The following is a 17,372-nucleotide window of genomic DNA, read 5'->3' on the forward strand; positions in this document are numbered from 1 at the left end:
AAGACTTTCGCCTCAAGCGCTTCAGCCTGCACAGCAGCCTCTCGGCTCCCGCGCAAGACAAAACCATAACACCACGGACCTCGCTGTCGCAATAGCGACCCTTCACGGCTGCACTAGGGCCTCTCCCCAGGGAAGAAACCGCGCCAGATGAGCCCATGAACCGGCCGCCAGCACAGGAAAACCAAGGTCGGCAACGTCCTCTCCTGGAGAGAGCTGTGCTGGATCCGCATCCAACCAACGAATCGGACAACCCAACTCATCGAGCACCAACCAAGCCGCAGCCAGATCCCAGATCTTGGGCGTGGCCTCAAGGGAAGCGATGGTCTGCCCCATCGCAACACTCACCAAATTGAGGCTGGCGACACCAAGCAGACGAATCTTTCCGGGGAAGCGCTGATCCGGTTTGCGCTGCAACACCCGAATTGAGCGGCTGCAAAGAGAGACGCATGCACTGGTGGCAAGGGCTCGGGTCTCCGAGGTGAGCGGCTGATTGTTTCGAGTGGCACCCCGACCACGCAAAGCAACAAAGCGTTGATTCAGTGCTGGCACATCCAGAAAAACCTCACTGGGACGGCCATCGACAAAGCGAGCCACGGAAATCGCCCAATAAGGGATACCCGCCGCGAAGTTGGTGGTCCCATCCAGGGGATCCACCACCCAATAGGCCCGCGTGTTCGGAACTGTTTTCGATCCTTCCTCACTGAGAACACCCTCACCAGGAGCGATGCCGGACAAGCCCTCGACCAGAGCAGCATCACTCCAGCGATCACAGTCGGTGATTAGAGAGCCATCGGGCTTCACGTCAGAACCGATCTGACCAAAGTCCTGCAGCTGACGCGCACGAATGCGATCCAGCAGCAGATGAACAGCGCCCAGTTGATCGTCACTGAGCACCGACGTCACCACAGAGGCTGAACAGGACTGCCCTCAGTTTGATCGACCGACGAACCATCGGTCGCCAAAGACGGACAAGCGGTCTTCAGCGGCGTGGGCTCAATTGGAATCAGTGGTTGATCAAGTTCCGGCTTCGTGGATGGCAGTGAAACCGCATTGCAGGCAACCAAGGCATCCAGACCTGTACGGCGCTGAAGCAGCGCCAAATTGGTGTTGTAGCTGTTGATCGCACGTGCATATTTCAGCTCTGCCTGGGTGACATCACGCTGGTTGTTCACCACTTCTCTCTGCACGCCAACGCCCGCCTGAACCCTCAGCTGGGAGAGACGCAGGGATTCTTTTGATGAAAGAACTTCGATCGCTGTGGTTTCGATGCTCTGAATGGCAGCTCTTAGGCCGAAAAAGCTCTGCTCCACCTCGTAGCGGATCTGGTCTCGCAGATCGGCGAAATCAAAGCGGCTCTGCTCAGCGGCCTGCTTGGAGCGCCGGTATTCAGCACGAGCACGACCCCCATCAAACAAGCGCCAGCTCGCCCTCAGGGCCGTGCTGTTTTGCACTCCATAATTGTAGTCACCCATATCGATGTCACTGATGGATGGCTGACCGCTTTGCCCTTCCGACCGAGACGCCGAGGTGGAGTTGACGAAGCTCAGGACAGGTTGCACTGCTGCCAAAGATGCATTGGCCTGACTGTTGTTGATCGAAATATCGAGGATCAGTTGATCAAGCTCTTCGCGGTAGTTGTAGGCGGCAACAATGCTTTCCTGCAGTGATGGCCCCCAGAGGCCCAAGGGTCGCGCTGGCGTCGCAGCCGTCGGAGTGACGTCCTGAGGGAGGTCCAGCACTCGGGCCAGGTTGCGACGCTGTTGGTCCTGATCGCGAAGATTGGTCGTCAGGGTGTTGCGGTCACGCGCCAGCTGCGTCTCCGCCTCGAGAACATCCAACTTGGTGTTCACGCCCGCATTGAAACGCGCCCGCGAGTCTCGGTAACTCACCAATGAAGCTTTGACAGAGTCCTGGCCAATGCGTACACCCGCATCAGCCCGCTGCAGATCGAAGTAGGCCCTCTGCGCTTCCAAACGAAGATCACGAAGAGCGATCAGGTAGGCGTCACCGGCGCGCTCGAAACGATCCCGCGCTGCTGCGATCTGAGGAACCCTGGCAGGATTGATCAGATCCCAACTCACCTGCAGGCTGACGTTGGCGCGCCACTCACGGCCATAGCGCTCGTTGTAACCATCGCGAGTGACTGGACGGGTGATCTCCTCACCGGTGATTGGATTGATCTGACCCGTTGGTCTCTGAACAATCCGATCGGGAACGAAATCTGGATTTCGGTAGGAGTACGACTTGAAGTATTCAGGGAGTCCGCTGGCCGAAAGGTCGACCGTGGGATACCAAGCGGCGATGGCTGAACGCAGTGAAGACTTGGCCTGATCCACACGAGTGGCCGCAGCTTTGAGCTTCGGGCTGTTGAACTCCGCCAGCTGAATGGCCTCTTCCAGCGTGAGCGGACGCAATTCATGGGTGCGCACCTGAGACGGGACATCCGGAAGAGCCAGGCTTGGGGGAGCAACTAGCGCTTCAAGGGATGGCGGCAAAGCATCCGCCGCTGGAGCCAACACTGATGGATCAGCCTTGGGGCGTGCGCCGTTGAGGTCAATTGCATCAGGGAGTGTTGCCTGATCCACCAATGCCGACTGTGCTGGAAGAGAGTCTTCGCTGAGGGCAGGTGGAACACCGAAAGAAACAACACCCGCTACGAGACAAAGACCCGCGGTGATCCGGCGCACAGCAAACTGAAACTTTTTCGGAGCTTAAGGACTTTTTCCTGCGGCACCCAAAACTGAGTCCACGACGTGAGCCGCCCCATGCACAATCCGTATGGGTACCGGAAGCTCCGCCTCCATAGCCTCAAGAGTCATGTCATCCAGGAAGACCGGCTGGCCCTGCCGCAACATCACCGATGGCAGCAGCAGCTCATCGCCCAGCTCTCGGCCCTGCAGGCCAGCGAGCAGATCCTGTCCCGTCAGTAATCCGGTCACCACTTGCTCCTGCCCCCAATAGGGACTGGGCAACCCGATCAGATGAAACTCGACGCCATCAACAGCATTCAGCCGTTCAGCCACAGGCTGCAACGCCTGCGCCACGATCTGACCGACAACCCAGCTGCAACGACGGGGCTGAGCAACCGCGCTGGGCAAATCCTCAGTTGCGGCATCCAACGCTTCAAGGAAGGCACGGATGCTGCCCACGCCGTTTTCCTGCTGCGGGAGATCCTCGTAGTTTTCCCGGGGTGGCAAGGGCAACCCCGCCACCAGATACCACTCATCAGAGAGCCAGGCGAAACGGGTGCCCAAAACCTCCTGGAAGCGCTGCTGCATGGGTTCCACCTGAGCGATCACCCTGCGGGCGCAGTCCGGATCCACAGGAACCAGGCCATCGTCAGCCGGTCTGAAGCGTGTGAGCCCCACCGGGACCACCGCCGCAGACAGCACCGCTGGCCAGGGGCCAGCCGCGAAGGCGGCGAGGTCGTTCAGCGTTCTCTCCAAGGCAGGACCGTCATTCAGTCCCGGACAAACCACCACCTGGGCATGGATTTGCAGATCGCGCTGGTTAAACCAGGCGAGCTGGTCCATGACCTGGGCAGCACGCGGATTCACCAGCAGTCGTGAACGCAACTCGGGATCCGTGGCATGCACCGACACAAACAACGGCGATAAACGCTGCTCTTCAATGCGCTGCCAGTCGGCCTCACCCAGGTTGGTGAGCGTCAGATAGGAGCCATAGAGAAAACTCAGCCGGTAATCGTCGTCTTTGAGATAGAGGCTGTCGCGCCGCCCTGGGGGCTGCTGATCGATGAAACAGAACGGACAGTTGTTGTTGCACTGGCGCAAACCATCGAACAGAGCCTCGGTGAAAGCCAGCCCAAGGCCGTCATCGGCATCTTTTTCCAACTCCACCCGATGCAGCGCACCATTTGCATCACGCACCTCAAGGCAAAGCTCCTCCTCCACGCAGAGGTAGCGGTAATCGATCAGATCACGTGGGCGTATGCCATTGATGCTGAGCAACTGATCGCCCGGCTCAAAACCCAGCTCCTCCCCGATCGAGCCGGCCTCCACCGACGCCACCACCGCGGGCTGCGGCTGACGACCACTGCTATTTGGATCCAGGGCTGCAACAGCAACCCCTGCGGATGGCTCATTCCACACAAGCCGGCTTCATCTGAACTCAGTGTGCGCCGTGAACGCCCCACCAGACCAGCAGAAGCAGCCCAAACAGCATCCGGTAAGCGACGAAGACCCAGGTGCTATTGCGCTGCAGGAACTTCAGCAACCAATCGATCGCCAGCCACGACACCACTGCAGCCGAACCAATTCCGACCAGCAACGGCAGGGGACCGTTACCAGAGCTAGCGGCCAGAGCATCCTTGAGCTCCACCACACCCGCGATGGTGATGGCGGGAATGCCCAAAAGAAAGGAAAAGCGAGCTGCATCAGCTCGCTGCCAACCGTCGAACAGGGCCGCCGTGAGGGTGCTGCCGGAACGCGAGACCCCCGGGATCAACGCGAGGGCCTGGGCCAGCCCCACCAGCAGGCCATCGCGGCCTGAAACCTCTGGAAGCTGCTTGCGCCGTGCGCCGACCCGTTCAGCCAAGGCCAGCAGCAACGCCATCACAATTGAAACGATGGCAATCGAGGGAACACTGCGCAGGGGTGACTGCTCGTAGCCCTGGGCCCAGGCGAACTTGATCCCTAATCCGATCAGCAAGATCGGCAGAGTGCCCACCACCATGGCGAACCCGAGACGCGCTTCGGGTTCACGCCACTGGCCATTGCGAAAAGCGCGGCTGATGCCCCGCAGCACCTGGTTTAGATCGGTGCGGAAATAGGCAATAACGGCAACGATGCTGCCCAGCTGAATGGCGGCGGTCACGGAGACACCCGGATCGCCCCAACCCAGGAGCTCAGGAACCACCTTCAGATGGGCGGTGCTGCTGATTGGCAGAAATTCAGTGAGTCCCTGGACCACCCCCAACACCAGATCACGCCAGCAGGCCTCAAGCAGGGTGAAGGATGCAGAGGGGTCCGCCATCAACGTGGGAGTGTCGCTCCGACGGTATCCCCGGCAAGCGAAGCGGGCATGTCAGCCGCGTCACTTGATGATGTCTTCTAAGGTTCCGGGACTTTCTTCACAAAGGACATTTGATCGGCGGCACCTGGCAAACATCAGCCCCCGATCGGTCGTGGTCCTTTCCCGTGGCCCGCATTGCCGCAGCCATGGTGGTGCTGCCAGTGTTCCTGCAAGCCCCCTGGGTGAGGCTTGATCCGTTCTCAGCCACCTTGTTCACCGGAATTCTGATTGCAGTCGGACTGGTGATGCATCAGAGCCGCTCCCAGACAACATCCGACCTGGGTTCCCTGCTGGTGGGTTTCAGCGGTAGCTGGCTGGCAGGTTGCATTTTCTGGGGTTGGCTGCGAGCCCATCCCGTTCTGCACCTGCCGGTGGAAGCCTTCGCCCTGCCCGTGGCCTTGGGCGGCCTGCAGGGGCGCTGGCGCCTGGCGGCCACGTTCTATTTGTCGTCCCTAGTGGGCACAGCTTGCACCGACCTGGCCATGGCGGCCACCGGCGTAATGCAGTTCTGGCCCGCAGTGGTGACGGCTTCCCTCGATCAAGCCCCGCTACTGCTGCATCAAGCGGGAACCCATCTGCTCCAGCCGCTGCCTTTGTTCACTCTTGTGATCTCAGCAGTCCTCGTTCTGTTGGCTGGACGTCGTCTGAGCCGGAACAGAGGCGGTTTCACCGGTGATGTGGGATCAATGGCTGCTGCTGTCTTAATCACCACCCTGTGGGTGGATGGCTTGTTCTTGCTCTCAGCCTTGCTTCAGCCCGGGCTCAGTGGCTTGATCGAGTGAAACGAACTGCAAAAGCTGCCCCGATTCAAAGCCTTGAACGGCGCAACGACTTGTAGTCTTCCGGAGCCGGCACTGCCGGTCGACCCGTTCCGACCCCTGATCGAGAGTTGAGATGAAGCGGCTTCTGAGCTGGCTGACCGGCGCACTGGTGATGGCGAGCCTGATGGCAGGCCTTGTGCTTCCGAGCAGCGTCTACGCCGACGACGACCTTCGCAGCAAGTATTCCGGCAATGAGATCCGCAACATTGCGGACGACAAAATTGCCGCACGGGACGGCAAGGTGGATTTGAACAATTCCTCCGTGCGCCGTTTCCAGCAGTTCCCCGGGATGTACCCGACCATGGCCGGCAAGATCGTGCTGGGTGGCCCTTACGACAGCGTTGACGACGTGCTGTCTCTTGACCTCACCGAGCGTCAGCAGGAGCTGTTCGCGAAGTACCGCGACAACTTCACCGTCACCCCTCCCTCCATTGCTCTGAACGAGGGCGACGACCGCATCAACGACGGCCAATACCGCTGATTCCTGATCTCGTCACACTGGTTGTGACTGCTTGAACCGCCGGACCACCGGCGGTTTTTTTGTCCCCGTGATGGCCCAGCCCCGCAGCTCTGATCCCATCCCATCAGGTCCATGGGACGTGGTGGTGATCGGTGCCGGGGCTGCTGGCTTGATGACCTGCCTTGATCTGCCGCAGGAGTTCAAGGTGTTGCTGCTCAACCGCAACACGGGACGGCGTTCTTCCAGCCGCTGGGCCCAGGGGGGCATCGCCGCGGTGACGCGCAAGGAGGACAGCGCCGACAGCCATGCGGAGGACACCGTTCTGGCTGGAGCCGGCCTTTGCGATGGAGATGCGGTGCGGCTGTTGGTGCAGGAGGCACCCCATTGCGTGGAGCGCCTGGAACAGCTGGGTATGGCCTTCGACCGGGATCAGGACGGTCTGGCCACCACCCTGGAAGCAGCCCACAGCCACAGGCGGGTGCTGCATGTGCAGGACCGCACAGGGCGAGCCCTGGTGGATGTGCTGCGGGATCGTGTTGAGCAACGGCCAGGATTGCTGCATCGCCGCGGCGTGCGCGTGACGCAACTGCTGGTGCGCGATGGGCGCTGTTGCGGTGTGCAGGTGCTGGATGGGGCCCATCTTCACGGGATCGAAGCCCGCGCCGTGGTGTTGGCCAGCGGCGGTGGTGGTCATCTGTACGCCAACACCACCAACCCAGCCCAGGCCTGTGGCGAAGGCATCGCCCTCGCCTGGCAGGCGGGCGCAGCCGTGGAAGATCTGGAATTCGTTCAGTTCCATCCAACGGCCATCCGCCTGGATGACGCCCCCTGCTTTCTGATCTCCGAAGCCGTTCGCGGAGAGGGCGGCGTGCTGGTGGATGCCCTGGGGGGCAGCCCTGTGGCCCACCTGCCCCAACGCGACCTCTCACCGCGGGACCAGGTGAGCCGAGCCTTGATACAGGCCATGCAGCGGCAGCAGGTGAAGCAGATGTGGCTCGACTTCGCCGCCATCCCGCGGGAGCAAGCGGAACGACGCTTCCCAACGATCCTGGACCGCTGCGACGAACTCGGACTGAATCCATTGGAACGGCCCATACCCGTGGCCCCAGCCGCCCACTACTGGATGGGAGGGGTGGCCACAGACCTGCAGGCCGCCACCACACTGCCGGGGCTCTATGCCGTGGGAGAAGTGGCCTGCACAGGCCTGCACGGCGCCAACCGACTGGCCAGCAACTCCCTGATGGAGTGCCTGGTGTTCGCCCATCGCCTCAAAGAGATCGAGCTCGGCCCCGTCCCAGCCGCCCATGCCAGCAACACAACACAACCGCTTGCCTTTGACCTCGACGGCTGCAGCAGTTCGCATTTGATCGACGCCATCGAGCAGCTGCGGCAGCTCTGCTGGCGACGGGCGGGGGTGGAACGATCCGCCGCTGGACTGCGCCAGGCCATCGGCAAAGTGAAAGCCGACGAACAACATCTGGAGCAGCAGGCACTGCTCCAGGCCCTGCTACGGCAAGACCCCTGTGCCCCCAGGCTGTTGGCTGAAAACAGCCGGCGCGATCTGAACCTGTTGCTGGATCTCCACCACAGGTTGCTGACCAGCCGCCTGATGCTGGAGGCCTGCCTGTTTCGCGGAGAAAGCCGGGGAGGCCACTACCGCAGCGATGCTCCTGCGCCGCTACCGCAATGGAGGCAGCATTCCCGGCAACAACGGCAACGGGGCATCGTCACCCGTGCCGTCCGAGACTGAAGGCAGTCCTGATTCAGAAGTCGGTGTCGCCCTTGTAGCCACTGAGTTCCGCAAGGGTGTCGAGCCCTTTCACTCCGGAATCGATGCTGCCGTTGATCTCCCAGCTGGGGAAACCCTCCAATCCCTTGCTGCGGCAGAGATCGGCCTGGTTGTTCTCACCGTCTGGCGCACACTCCACCACGTTCAGCTGGTCCGAGGCCTGCTTGCCGAACAGCTCCTTCTGTTCGTGGCAGTGGGGGCACCAGTAGGCGGAATACATCACGGCGCCGCTGCTGGTGAGGTGCTCAGCCAAGGCGATCGAAGCGGACGTGCTCTCAGTGGTGACGACGGGTGCAACGCCGGATCCGCTGGCCACAGCGTCGGGCCGGTTTGGATCCACCACCGACGCCCAAATCAAGCCCCCCAGTAGCACCGCCAGGGCCAGAAGCACGCCGCGGAACAGCAGCTGACCGAAGTCGTCCCAACCACCACCAACGATGGACAGCACAAACAGGGTGAGGGAGAGCGCAGCCGAAAGAACGCAGAAGAAGCAGAAGGCCTGGATCTTGAGCAGCATCACCCCCAACAGCACTCCGCTGAAGACGGCCATACCGAGGGACACGGTGAACAGCCCCCACCAGGTGCGACGGGACAAGTCACCCTTGTTCTCTTGCAGCCCTGGCAACAGGGGCAGCAGCGCCATCAGCAGCACAGCGCCATAGGCCAGCACCCCCACCAACGAGAGCGGAATCCCGGCGAACACCGTGCCCCAGGCGCTGTTCAGCACCTTGTCGCAACCGTCGGCCCCCATCGGACAGGTGAGGTTGCCGAGCAGACCCCAGCGCTTCAGGGTGATCGAACCGGTGTCGATCAGGCCAGCGGTAGCCAGCACCGCCATGGCGATGCGGGCCCACTTAGCGCCGGAATCCTGACGGCGACGGCTGACGAGACGGGTGGTGCCCATCCTTGAACTTCAAGTGATCGGATTCTGTCAGTTCCGGCGTGATCAGGCCGCTTCGTAGGCTGATCTTTGGCCTGCCGGCGACGTGATGACAAGCACCCCGACGAAACCGACGGTCGCCTTTGCCCACCTGGGCTGCGAGAAGAATCGGGTGGACACCGAACACATGGTGGGACTGCTGGCAGAAGCGGGCTATGGCGTCAGCACCGATGAACGGGATGCCGCCGTGGTGGTGGTGAACACCTGCAGCTTCATCCAGGACGCCCGCGAAGAATCGGTGCGCACCCTGGTGGGACTGGCGGAACAGGGCAAGGAATTGATCATCGCGGGATGCCTGGCCCAACATTTCCAGGAGGAATTGCTGGAGTCGATCCCCGAGGCCAAAGCCATCGTGGGAACCGGCGACTACCAGCACATCGTGGATGTGTTGCAGCGGGTGGAAGCGGGGGAGCGGGTGAACCAGGTCAGCGCCGTTCCCACCTTTGTGGGTGACGAACACCTGCCACGCCAACGCACCACCGACCAGGCGGTGGCCTTCCTCAAGGTGGCCGAAGGCTGCGACTACCGCTGCGCCTTCTGCATCATTCCGAAACTGCGAGGGGACCAGCGCAGCCGACCGATCGAATCAATCGTGGCCGAAGCCCACCAACTGGCGGAACAGGGGGTGCAGGAGCTGATCCTGATCAGCCAGATCACCACCAACTACGGCCTTGACCTCTACGGCAAACCCAAATTGGCGGAACTGCTGCGAGCACTTGGGGACGTGGAGATCCCCTGGATCCGGGTCCACTACGCCTATCCCACCGGGCTAACCCCAGACGTGCTGGCGGCCTACCGGGAGGTGCCCAATGTGGTGCCTTATCTGGATCTGCCGTTGCAGCACAGCCATCCGGAGGTGCTGCGGGCGATGAACCGCCCCTGGCAGACGGATGTGAACGACCGCCTGCTGGATCAGATCCGCGACCAACTCCCCGATGCGGTGCTGCGCACCACGCTGATCGTGGGGTTCCCCGGCGAAACCGAGGAGCACTTCCAGCACCTGATGGGCTTCCTCGAGCGCCAACGCTTCGATCATGTGGGGGTGTTCACCTTCTCTCCGGAGGACGGCACGGCAGCGGCAGACCTACCCGATCGCGTCGATCCCGAGGTGGCCCAAGCCCGCAAGGATGCCCTGATGGCTCTGCAACAACCCATTTCAGCGGAACGCAACAGCCGCTGGGTGGGACGCACTGTTGACGTGCTGATCGAACAACACAACCCACAAACCGGCGAGATGATCGGGCGCTGCGCCCGCTTTGCGCCCGAAGTGGATGGTGAAGTGCGGGTGCAACCCGGCGCCGATGGTCAACAGGCCACGCCGGGAAGCCTGGTGCCGGTGGAGATCACCGGGGCTGACATTTACGACCTCAGCGGGAGAATTGTTGGTGCCCGCGCCATGGTGGCCGCAGCGAAACGCCAGGGTTGACCCTTCTCAAATTGCGGGCCGAGCAGCAACGCCAGCTTTTTCTGATCGCCTCCGGCGTGAGCACGGCTGGGTCCTTCGCCGGCATCACCGCCAAGGGCTGGATTCTGATGAAAGGGGGCGTGGACCCCTTCGTACTGGCGTTGAACTTTGCCGCTCTTTCACTTCCAAGCTTGCTGGTGAGTGGTCCAGCGGGGGTCCGCACCGACCGGGTGGGCTGTGAACGGGTGCTGGTGCAGGCGCAATGGGCACTGCTGGCTGCCTCTGGACTGGGGGCCCTGGCGATTCCCCTGTTGGAGGGCACAGCCCAGGTGCTGCTGCTGCTCTGCAGCACCCTTTTGGTGGGCATCGCCGGCGCCTATGAGTTAACGGCGCGCAACAAGTACTGCTCGATCCTGGTGGAGCAGCCGGAACAGCTGGCGGGCTACCTCACCAGCTTTTCGGTGGTCTTCAACGTGGGCAAGCTGGTCGGCCCCCCGATCGGCGGTTTGTTGCTGGCGGCCACTGGCCCGGCCTGGGCCCTGGGCATTGATGCGGCCAGCTACCTGCTGCCAATCGCCAGTGTGATGTTCTTGCTCAACCCGAATCGGGATCAGGAAGTGCGCAGCAGCAGCGGGAAAGACGCCAGCCTGCTCAACGCCTGGCACCACTGCGGTGGCACCCTTCAAGGGGTGCTCAGCTTCACCGCTGTGCTTTGTCTGATCGGGTTTTATCACCCGGGACTGGCCCCGTTGATCGCCTTCGATCAACTGGGACCCAATCCCACGGATCTGGGGCTGTTCACCAGCGTGCTGGCGGGCGGGAGCATCGTGGGCGGGCTGGTGCTGCAACGCAACAGCCAGCGTTTCTGCCGGCGCCCTTTCCTCACTCTCGGGGGTTTTGGCTTGATTACCGCAGTGGCCCAGATGGGAATGGCCCGTACTCCAGGGCCTGTGTTCAGTCTGGCCATGGCCTTTCTTATCGGCGCCGGCACAGCCGGACTGCTGAGCAGCTGCAACCTGATCAGTCAGATCGGATCACCGCAAGTGATGCGAGGCCGGATGGCTGGGCTCAGCCAGATCGCCTTCTTGGGCGGAGGCGGGCTCAGTGGATTAATCGTTGCCCTGATGGTGATGTTCACCAATCTCTCCACTGCTTTCGCCGTCACGGGTGGCCTCAGCGCTGCTGTGGCTGTGCTCTGGATACGAAAGCGAGGAGCGAAGAGGTTGGAACCGCTCAGATGAGCTTGATTCCCTTCAGCAGCTTGGTGAGCACAAAAGCCGTCACCAGACCGGAACCAACCAGGCCGAGATAGATGCCGACGCCCATGTGCAAGTACGGAGGTGATCACCATTAGATCAGACACCGGCCTGGGTTCCGGCCATTGCGCTTAGGGTTTGTGAACAGCTGATACCGATTGAGAGGTATCTCCAGCCGGGCTGACCGGACGTCCATCCATCAACGCCCGACGCCATGCGCACGCTTTTCGTTTATCCCGAATTCCCAAAGACCTTCTGGAGTTACGAAAAGATTCTCGAGCTGGTGAATCGCAAAGTGCTGCTGCCTCCATTGGGGATGGTCACCGTGGCAGCACTTCTCCCTCAGGACTGGGAGATGAAGCTGGTGGACCGGAACGTGCGGGAGGTGACGGACGAGGAGTGGAACTGGGCCGAGCTGGTCATTATTTCGGGAATGATCGTCCAGAAGGACGACATGGCTGTGCAGATCAGCAAGGCCAACCAGAGAGGCCTTCCTGTGGCCGTTGGTGGCCCCTTCGCAAGCTCCACACCGGATGCACCGGAACTGGATCTGGCGGATTTCAAGATCCTTGATGAAGGGGAAATCACCCTGCCGATGTTCCTTGATGCCCTGGAACGGGGAGAGACAGCTGGTCGCTTCACCGCCGAGGGAGACAAGCCAGACGTCACCGCCACCCCGATTCCACGCTTCGATCTGCTGCAACTCGAGGCCTACGACTCGATGAGCGTGCAGTTCTCACGGGGCTGCCCCTTCAACTGCGAGTTCTGCGACATCATCGTTCTCTACGGCCGCAAGCCCCGCACCAAGACCCCCGAACAGCTGGTGGCCGAACTGCAGTATCTGCACGACCTGGGCTGGCGGCGCTCGATCTTTCTGGTGGACGACAACTTCATCGGCAACAAGCGCAACGCCAAGTTGCTGCTGCCGCAGATCCGCACCTGGCAGGAGGAGAGGGGCTACCCCTTCAGCTTCTCCACTGAAGCCTCCGTGGATCTGGCCGACGACGAGGAAATGATGCGGATGATGCACGACGCGCGCTTCGAAAGCGTCTTTCTGGGCATCGAAACCCCCGACGAAGCGAGTTTGGAAACGGCTCGCAAAGTGCAGAACACGCGCAACCCACTGGATGCCGCCGTGGATCGGATCACCGCCAACGGAATCCGCGTGATGGCGGGTTTCATCATCGGTTTCGACGGCGAGAAGGATGGCGCAGGCCACCGCATCGTGGACTTTGTCACCCGCACCGGTATCCCCGCCGCGATGATGGGCATGTTGCAGGCCCTGCCCAAAACAGCCCTTTGGGCACGGCTGGAACGGGAAGGTCGCTTGATTCAGGGGGAAGACGCAGCCAAGGGTGTGAACCAAACCAACCTGCTCAACTTCAAACCCACCCGACCGATCCGCGACATCGCCAACGAGTACGTGGACGCGTTCTGCGCGCTGTACGAACCCAACGCCTACATGGACCGGGTTTACAGCTATTACCTGAAGATGGGCGCACCCCGCTGGAAAGCCGCGGCCAAACTGCCGAGCCTGGTGGACCTCAAGGCGCTGAGCATCGTGGTGTGGCGGCAGGGCATCAAGCGCAACACCCGCACCCGTTTCTGGCGTTACCTGTTTGGCATGGCCCGCAACAACCCCGCCCTGGTTGAACAGTTCCTCTCGGTGCTGGCCCACAACGAGCACTTCCTCGAATACCGCTCGATCGTTCAGCAGGAAATCCGCGAACAGCTGGAATCACTGCCCCCCGAAGAGCCAACGGCAGCCAAAACACTGCAGCCAGCCTGATCCTCAGTCCTGCACGTAGGTCGAGCAGTCACGCAGGCACTGCTCAGCCTTCTGCAACTCCCGCCCTAGATACAGGGCATGATCCAGCCGGCTGACGGGGTGGGGGCCGTCGCCCTCCGTGAGCTGGATGCCCAGCTGTTTGGCCGTACTGCCGCGGTAAACCGCTGAAGGGCGCCGAGGAGCATTGCCACCGTCGCAGCGCAACACCTCACCGGTCTCGGAATCTCGGGCCAACCCCTTGTCATCAATGGTGTTGCCGTAGTGCTCAAGCACCAGTTCGGCCGCATCACGATCCAGCTTGATCAGGAAATAGCCACTGGGATCCAGAGCGATGAACCGCTGGGACAGGCGCTGATCAAGAGCATCCATCGCCGCAGCGGTGGATGCCGGTGCTTCAGGGGTTGTGGTCATGCCTTCAACCTACAAAGCCAAGGCCGGAGGTTCCGCTTTGAAGGGCAGCTCCGCATTGATGGCCTCGATCTCCTCCAGCATCAAGCCATTCACCTTGGGCAACCAGGTGCGGATCAGCTGATCCATCTGGGGCTGGTACCAGCGGTGCAGGCTGGCGTGGGGACGGGCCACAAAACCTCGGCGGCGTTTGTGGCTGCCACCAGCTCCAGGGTCAAAACTGACGATGCCGTTGGCCAGGGCCCATTCGATCGGAGCGTAGTAACAGACTTCGAAGTGAAGACAATCAACCTCCTCGTGGCTGCCCCAATAGCGGCCCCAGAGCTGACGGCCGTCCTGCACGCACATCGACATTGCCACCGGATCTCGCGGGTCACCTCGATGGGCAGAAAAAAGCACCAGCTGATCGCGGTGCAGCTGTGCCAAGGCTTCAAAGAAGCCCTCTTCCAGATACTTGCTGCCCCACGGTCCCCAGCGAGCACAGTGCTGCTCGTAGAAACGATGCATGGATCGCAACAGCGGCAGATCCAGCTGATCGCCGCTGAGGGGGGTCACGGTGATCCCGGCCTTGGCCACAGCCTTGCGTTCCCGCTTGATGTTGCGGCGCTGGTTGGCATTGAAACCCTTGAGGTAATCCTCAAACGATTGGTCGTCGCCGCGGCTCCACAGGCTCTGCTGGTTCAGCCAGGCGGCACAACCGGCGGCCTCAGCCAGGGGCCGCCACTGCGGATCCACATAGAGGAAATTGCAGCTGAGGATGCCGTTCTGTTCGCAGAAGCGATCGATCGCCCGCAGCAACTCCCGGGTGAGCAGAGCCTCATCTTCTCCAGGGCGCACATGGAAGCGGTAGCCCAGCACGGGACTGACAGGACTCATGCCCAAAAGCTTGGGGTAGTAGCGCAGCCCCAGATCCGCCGCCAGGCGGGCAAAGGTCTGGTCGAACACGAACTCGCCATAGCTGTGGCCCTTGAGGAACAGCGGAGCCACCGCAATCGGAGTGTCATCGCGCCAGAGGGCCAGATGCAGAGGCTGCCAGCCCTGCTCGGGAATGATGCTGCCTGAGCTTTCCAAAGCCTCCAGCCAGCTCCAGCGGTAAAAGGGGATCGCGTCGGCTCCCACCAGGCTGTTCCACTGCTGCTCCGGGATCTCGTTGATGGAGCGATGCCAGCGGGCCGTGAGTGACGTCATTGCGACGGTGCCTTTGGCCTAGATGCGACGACCTTAACCAGATCGGATCCGTCGGTAGCGAACCAGCCACTCACCGTCTCCGAGGTCCTCAGCGCCTTCTGACTGCCAAGCACCCGGTTGCGCCAAGGCAGCTGGCAACGGCGCATTGGTGCAAGGCAACCAACTGAAGCGGCCGCCCAGGAGCTGGGGCACCAAGGTGAGCTGGAGGGCATCGACGCAATCGGCTTGCAACAGATCGGCGCTGAGCTGGGCGCCACCCAGAAGCACCAGACGCTGAATCCCAGCCGCTCCAAGCGCCTGGAGCCGCTCCGGCCAGGTTGGAGCCAAAGGGAACCAACGGTCAAAACCTTGATCCACAGGTTCAGGAGCCAGCAGCCAACGTTGCAGCGGCTGATTAAAAAACCGCCAGGTGCTCGAGAAATCGGGGGATCGGCTGACCACCACAGCGGCCGGCTGCTCGGCTCGCCCCTCGCTTCGGCGTTGCTCCAGCAGCTGAGGGCTGCGGATCAAGCAGGTGCATTGATGGGCCCGCAGGGTTCCAGCACCGATCAAGCAGGCATCTCCCCAGGCAAGGGCCTGCTCCAGGGCTCGACGATCACCCTCACCCCCCAGCTGGGCAGCACCCCCTTCTGGCGGGGCCAAGCGTCCATCGAGGCTGATGGCCAGCACCAGCCGAACTAAGGGGCGCGTAGGAGTGGGGCGCAAAGATGTGGGGCGTCGGGGCATCAAGCCGTCGATCAGACGGCAGCCACGGCATCAAGAGCGGCCGGAGACATCTCCAACTGAGGCGCTTCGGCGTAAACCTCGGCCGCATTGTTCGGGCTCTCCTGCAGGCGCACCTTGTGCAAGCTGGCGCCGATGGCCTTGATCGGGCTGGAGAGACGATCAGCGATGTGCAGGGCGATGTTCTCAGCCGTGGGCACGCACTCCTCGAAAAAGGGCACGTCCTTGTTGAGGAAAGTGTGGTCGAAGGGCTCGACCACCAAATCATCCACGAGGCGCTGCAAGGCAGACAGGTCACAGACCATGCCGGTGCGGGGATCGATCTGACCGCGCACGGTCACGTCCACCAAGTAGTTGTGGCCATGGCCATGGGGACGTGCGCACTTGCCGTAGATCGCTTCGTTCTCTTCCTGACTGAGTTCCGGACGGGCCAGTCGGTGAGCGGCGGCGAAGTGGGTGCGGATGGTGAGGAAGGCGTCCATGGGATGTCCGAGATAGTCGGCCCAAAGGCCCGGTTGTTCGTAGAGGCGCAGCGCCGTTATCGGCAGATGAGGGCTGAGGCGCTGCCAGATCACCCGCACCAGGGCCTCGGTGGTGGGGAGGCAACCTTCAGCGGTGGCAACGTCAAATTCCGGCCAGGCCTCATTGAGGAAGCGGAAATTGAGTTGGCCCGTCACCTCGTTGCGAATGGCGTGCTTCACCTCCGAGAGGTTGAGCACCATGCCGTCGGCGTCCAGACCGCCAGCCATGGAGACAATCAGCTCGTAGTTGTGGCCGTGGCCAGGAGCCAAAGCGCAGGGCCCGAAACGGGCGGCATTGTCATCGGCAGACAGTTCTGGCAGCCAATAGCGATGGCTGGCACTGAAACAGGCCCTCCGGGTGATGACACAACCACGACCTTGGCCGTGCCGTGCTGGTGACTTCGTTTCAGTCATGTGACGTTCCGGCCGCGAGGCATCCTAATGAGCTATTGCCGTTTCCGAGTCATGGCGGATTCCACCCCCACCCTCAAGCAGCGTCTTGCCGGGCGCAGCCTCTATCTGGTGGGAATGATGGGCAGCGGCAAGACGAGCACGGGCCGCCCCCTGGCCGAACGCCTGGGCTACGGCTTTGTGGATGCCGATGCCGTGATCGAACAGGCGGCGGGCTGCAGCATCCCGGACATCTTCGATCGGGATGGTGAAGCGGGCTTCCGCAGCCTGGAAAGCCAGGTACTCAGTGCGATCAGTCAGCGTCACTCGCTGGTGGTGGCCACAGGTGGCGGTGTAGTGACCCAGCCGGAGAACTGGGGAATGCTCCACAGCGGCATCGTGATCTGGCTCGATGTGGTGCCCGATCAGTTGCTGCAGCGGCTGAACGCTGACAGCACTGTGCGCCCGTTGCTGCAAACCGCCGATCCAGAGGCTGCTCTGAACGCGCTGTTGAACGAGCGTCGTCCCCTCTATGCCGAGGCCGATCTGACGGTGGTGATCAACGACGAAACCCCAGAGGCCGTGGCCGACGGAATCCTGCAACTGGTGCCAAGCCTGCTGAAGGATCCGACCCAACGCCGAACCGACTGA

17 protein-coding genes are annotated in these 17,372 nt (G+C 61.9%); 7 read left to right on the forward strand and 10 right to left on the reverse strand.

Features of this window, described 5'->3' with window-relative positions; translation table 11 throughout:
* Window positions 1–102: 102 nt before the first annotated feature.
* Genes DXY35_RS01220 through DXY35_RS01235 form a run of 4 tightly spaced genes read right to left on the reverse strand, consistent with a single transcriptional unit; the run spans window position 103 to window position 4,992 of the window.
* A complete protein-coding gene (locus tag DXY35_RS01220) occupies window positions 103–906 on the reverse strand; it encodes an inositol monophosphatase family protein (protein ID WP_115080486.1) in 804 nt (267 codons plus the stop codon).
* Window positions 900–2,687, reverse strand: coding sequence for a TolC family protein (locus DXY35_RS01225; RefSeq protein ID WP_115080488.1), 1,788 nt, complete (start codon window positions 2,685–2,687; stop codon window positions 900–902). The genes DXY35_RS01220 and DXY35_RS01225 overlap by 7 nt, the downstream gene beginning before the upstream one ends.
* A 24-nt stretch (window positions 2,688–2,711) precedes the next feature.
* The gene (locus DXY35_RS01230; protein ID WP_115080490.1) at window positions 2,712–4,109 is read right to left on the reverse strand and encodes a TIGR03279 family radical SAM protein; all 1,398 of its coding nucleotides are present in this window, start codon (window positions 4,107–4,109) and stop codon (window positions 2,712–2,714) included.
* Window positions 4,110–4,128: 19 nt separating this feature from the next.
* Window positions 4,129–4,992: an undecaprenyl-diphosphate phosphatase gene (locus tag DXY35_RS01235; protein ID WP_115080491.1), complete on the reverse strand. Its 864-nt coding sequence runs from the start codon at window positions 4,990–4,992 to the stop codon at window positions 4,129–4,131.
* A 110-nt stretch (window positions 4,993–5,102) separates the two neighbouring features.
* On the opposite strand from DXY35_RS01235, the gene DXY35_RS01240 reads away from it, so the two are divergent.
* From DXY35_RS01240 to nadB, 3 genes are all read left to right on the forward strand, one after another.
* Window positions 5,103–5,813: a DUF3120 domain-containing protein gene (locus DXY35_RS01240; RefSeq protein WP_115080493.1), complete on the forward strand. Its 711-nt coding sequence runs from the start codon at window positions 5,103–5,105 to the stop codon at window positions 5,811–5,813.
* A gap of 112 nt (window positions 5,814–5,925) precedes the next feature.
* Window positions 5,926–6,333, forward strand: a complete 408-nt coding sequence (gene psbU / locus DXY35_RS01245; RefSeq protein ID WP_115009316.1) for a photosystem II complex extrinsic protein PsbU — start codon at window positions 5,926–5,928, stop codon at window positions 6,331–6,333.
* A 70-nt stretch (window positions 6,334–6,403) separates the two neighbouring features.
* Window positions 6,404–8,062: an L-aspartate oxidase gene (nadB, locus tag DXY35_RS01250; RefSeq protein WP_115080495.1), complete on the forward strand. Its 1,659-nt coding sequence runs from the start codon at window positions 6,404–6,406 to the stop codon at window positions 8,060–8,062.
* Window positions 8,063–8,075: 13 nt separating this feature from the next.
* On the opposite strand, the gene DXY35_RS01255 is transcribed toward nadB, so the two are convergent.
* Window positions 8,076–9,005 carry a vitamin K epoxide reductase family protein gene (locus tag DXY35_RS01255; RefSeq protein ID WP_115080497.1) on the reverse strand — a complete coding sequence of 310 codons (930 nt, stop codon included), beginning with the start codon at window positions 9,003–9,005 and terminating at the stop codon, window positions 8,076–8,078.
* A gap of 85 nt (window positions 9,006–9,090) precedes the next feature.
* On the opposite strand from DXY35_RS01255, the gene rimO reads away from it, so the two are divergent.
* Both rimO and DXY35_RS01265 read left to right on the forward strand, forming a co-directional pair.
* Window positions 9,091–10,467, forward strand: a complete 1,377-nt coding sequence (gene rimO / locus DXY35_RS01260) for a 30S ribosomal protein S12 methylthiotransferase RimO (RefSeq protein WP_115080498.1) — start codon at window positions 9,091–9,093, stop codon at window positions 10,465–10,467.
* Complete coding sequence (locus tag DXY35_RS01265; RefSeq protein WP_115080500.1) at window positions 10,464–11,687, forward strand: MFS transporter; 1,224 nt, start codon at window positions 10,464–10,466, stop codon at window positions 11,685–11,687. Before rimO ends, DXY35_RS01265 begins: the two co-directional genes overlap by 4 nt.
* Here the strand turns inward: DXY35_RS01265 and DXY35_RS01270 are convergent.
* Complete coding sequence (locus DXY35_RS01270) at window positions 11,680–11,772, reverse strand: hypothetical protein (RefSeq protein WP_011365270.1); 93 nt, start codon at window positions 11,770–11,772, stop codon at window positions 11,680–11,682. The genes DXY35_RS01265 and DXY35_RS01270 overlap by 8 nt on opposite strands.
* 144 nt (window positions 11,773–11,916) lie before the next feature.
* Here DXY35_RS01270 and DXY35_RS01275 point away from each other — a divergent pair, with 144 nt between their 5' ends.
* On the forward strand, window positions 11,917–13,491 hold the full coding sequence (locus DXY35_RS01275) for a B12-binding domain-containing radical SAM protein (RefSeq protein ID WP_115080502.1): 1,575 nt from the start codon (window positions 11,917–11,919) through the stop codon (window positions 13,489–13,491).
* Between the two features lie 3 nt (window positions 13,492–13,494).
* On the opposite strand, the gene DXY35_RS01280 is transcribed toward DXY35_RS01275, so the two are convergent.
* Genes DXY35_RS01280 through DXY35_RS01295 form a run of 4 tightly spaced genes read right to left on the reverse strand, consistent with a single transcriptional unit; the run spans window position 13,495 to window position 16,745 of the window.
* The gene (locus DXY35_RS01280; RefSeq protein ID WP_170950473.1) at window positions 13,495–13,902 is read right to left on the reverse strand and encodes a DUF4346 domain-containing protein; all 408 of its coding nucleotides are present in this window, start codon (window positions 13,900–13,902) and stop codon (window positions 13,495–13,497) included.
* A gap of 9 nt (window positions 13,903–13,911) precedes the next feature.
* Window positions 13,912–15,087: a GNAT family N-acetyltransferase gene (locus DXY35_RS01285; RefSeq protein WP_115080504.1), complete on the reverse strand. Its 1,176-nt coding sequence runs from the start codon at window positions 15,085–15,087 to the stop codon at window positions 13,912–13,914.
* A gap of 33 nt (window positions 15,088–15,120) precedes the next feature.
* Window positions 15,121–15,813 carry a dihydrofolate reductase family protein gene (locus DXY35_RS01290; protein WP_115080505.1) on the reverse strand — a complete coding sequence of 231 codons (693 nt, stop codon included), beginning with the start codon at window positions 15,811–15,813 and terminating at the stop codon, window positions 15,121–15,123.
* A gap of 11 nt (window positions 15,814–15,824) precedes the next feature.
* On the reverse strand, window positions 15,825–16,745 hold the full coding sequence (locus DXY35_RS01295; protein ID WP_115080507.1) for a 6-carboxytetrahydropterin synthase: 921 nt from the start codon (window positions 16,743–16,745) through the stop codon (window positions 15,825–15,827).
* 51 nt (window positions 16,746–16,796) lie between these two features.
* Between DXY35_RS01295 and DXY35_RS01300 the strand changes: the two genes are divergently transcribed.
* Window positions 16,797–17,372, forward strand: a complete 576-nt coding sequence (locus DXY35_RS01300) for a shikimate kinase (RefSeq protein WP_115080509.1) — start codon at window positions 16,797–16,799, stop codon at window positions 17,370–17,372.

Origin of the sequence: Synechococcus sp. N32 (genome assembly GCF_900473895.1) — a bacterium.
Lineage (GTDB): Bacteria > Cyanobacteriota > Cyanobacteriia > PCC-6307 > Cyanobiaceae > Parasynechococcus.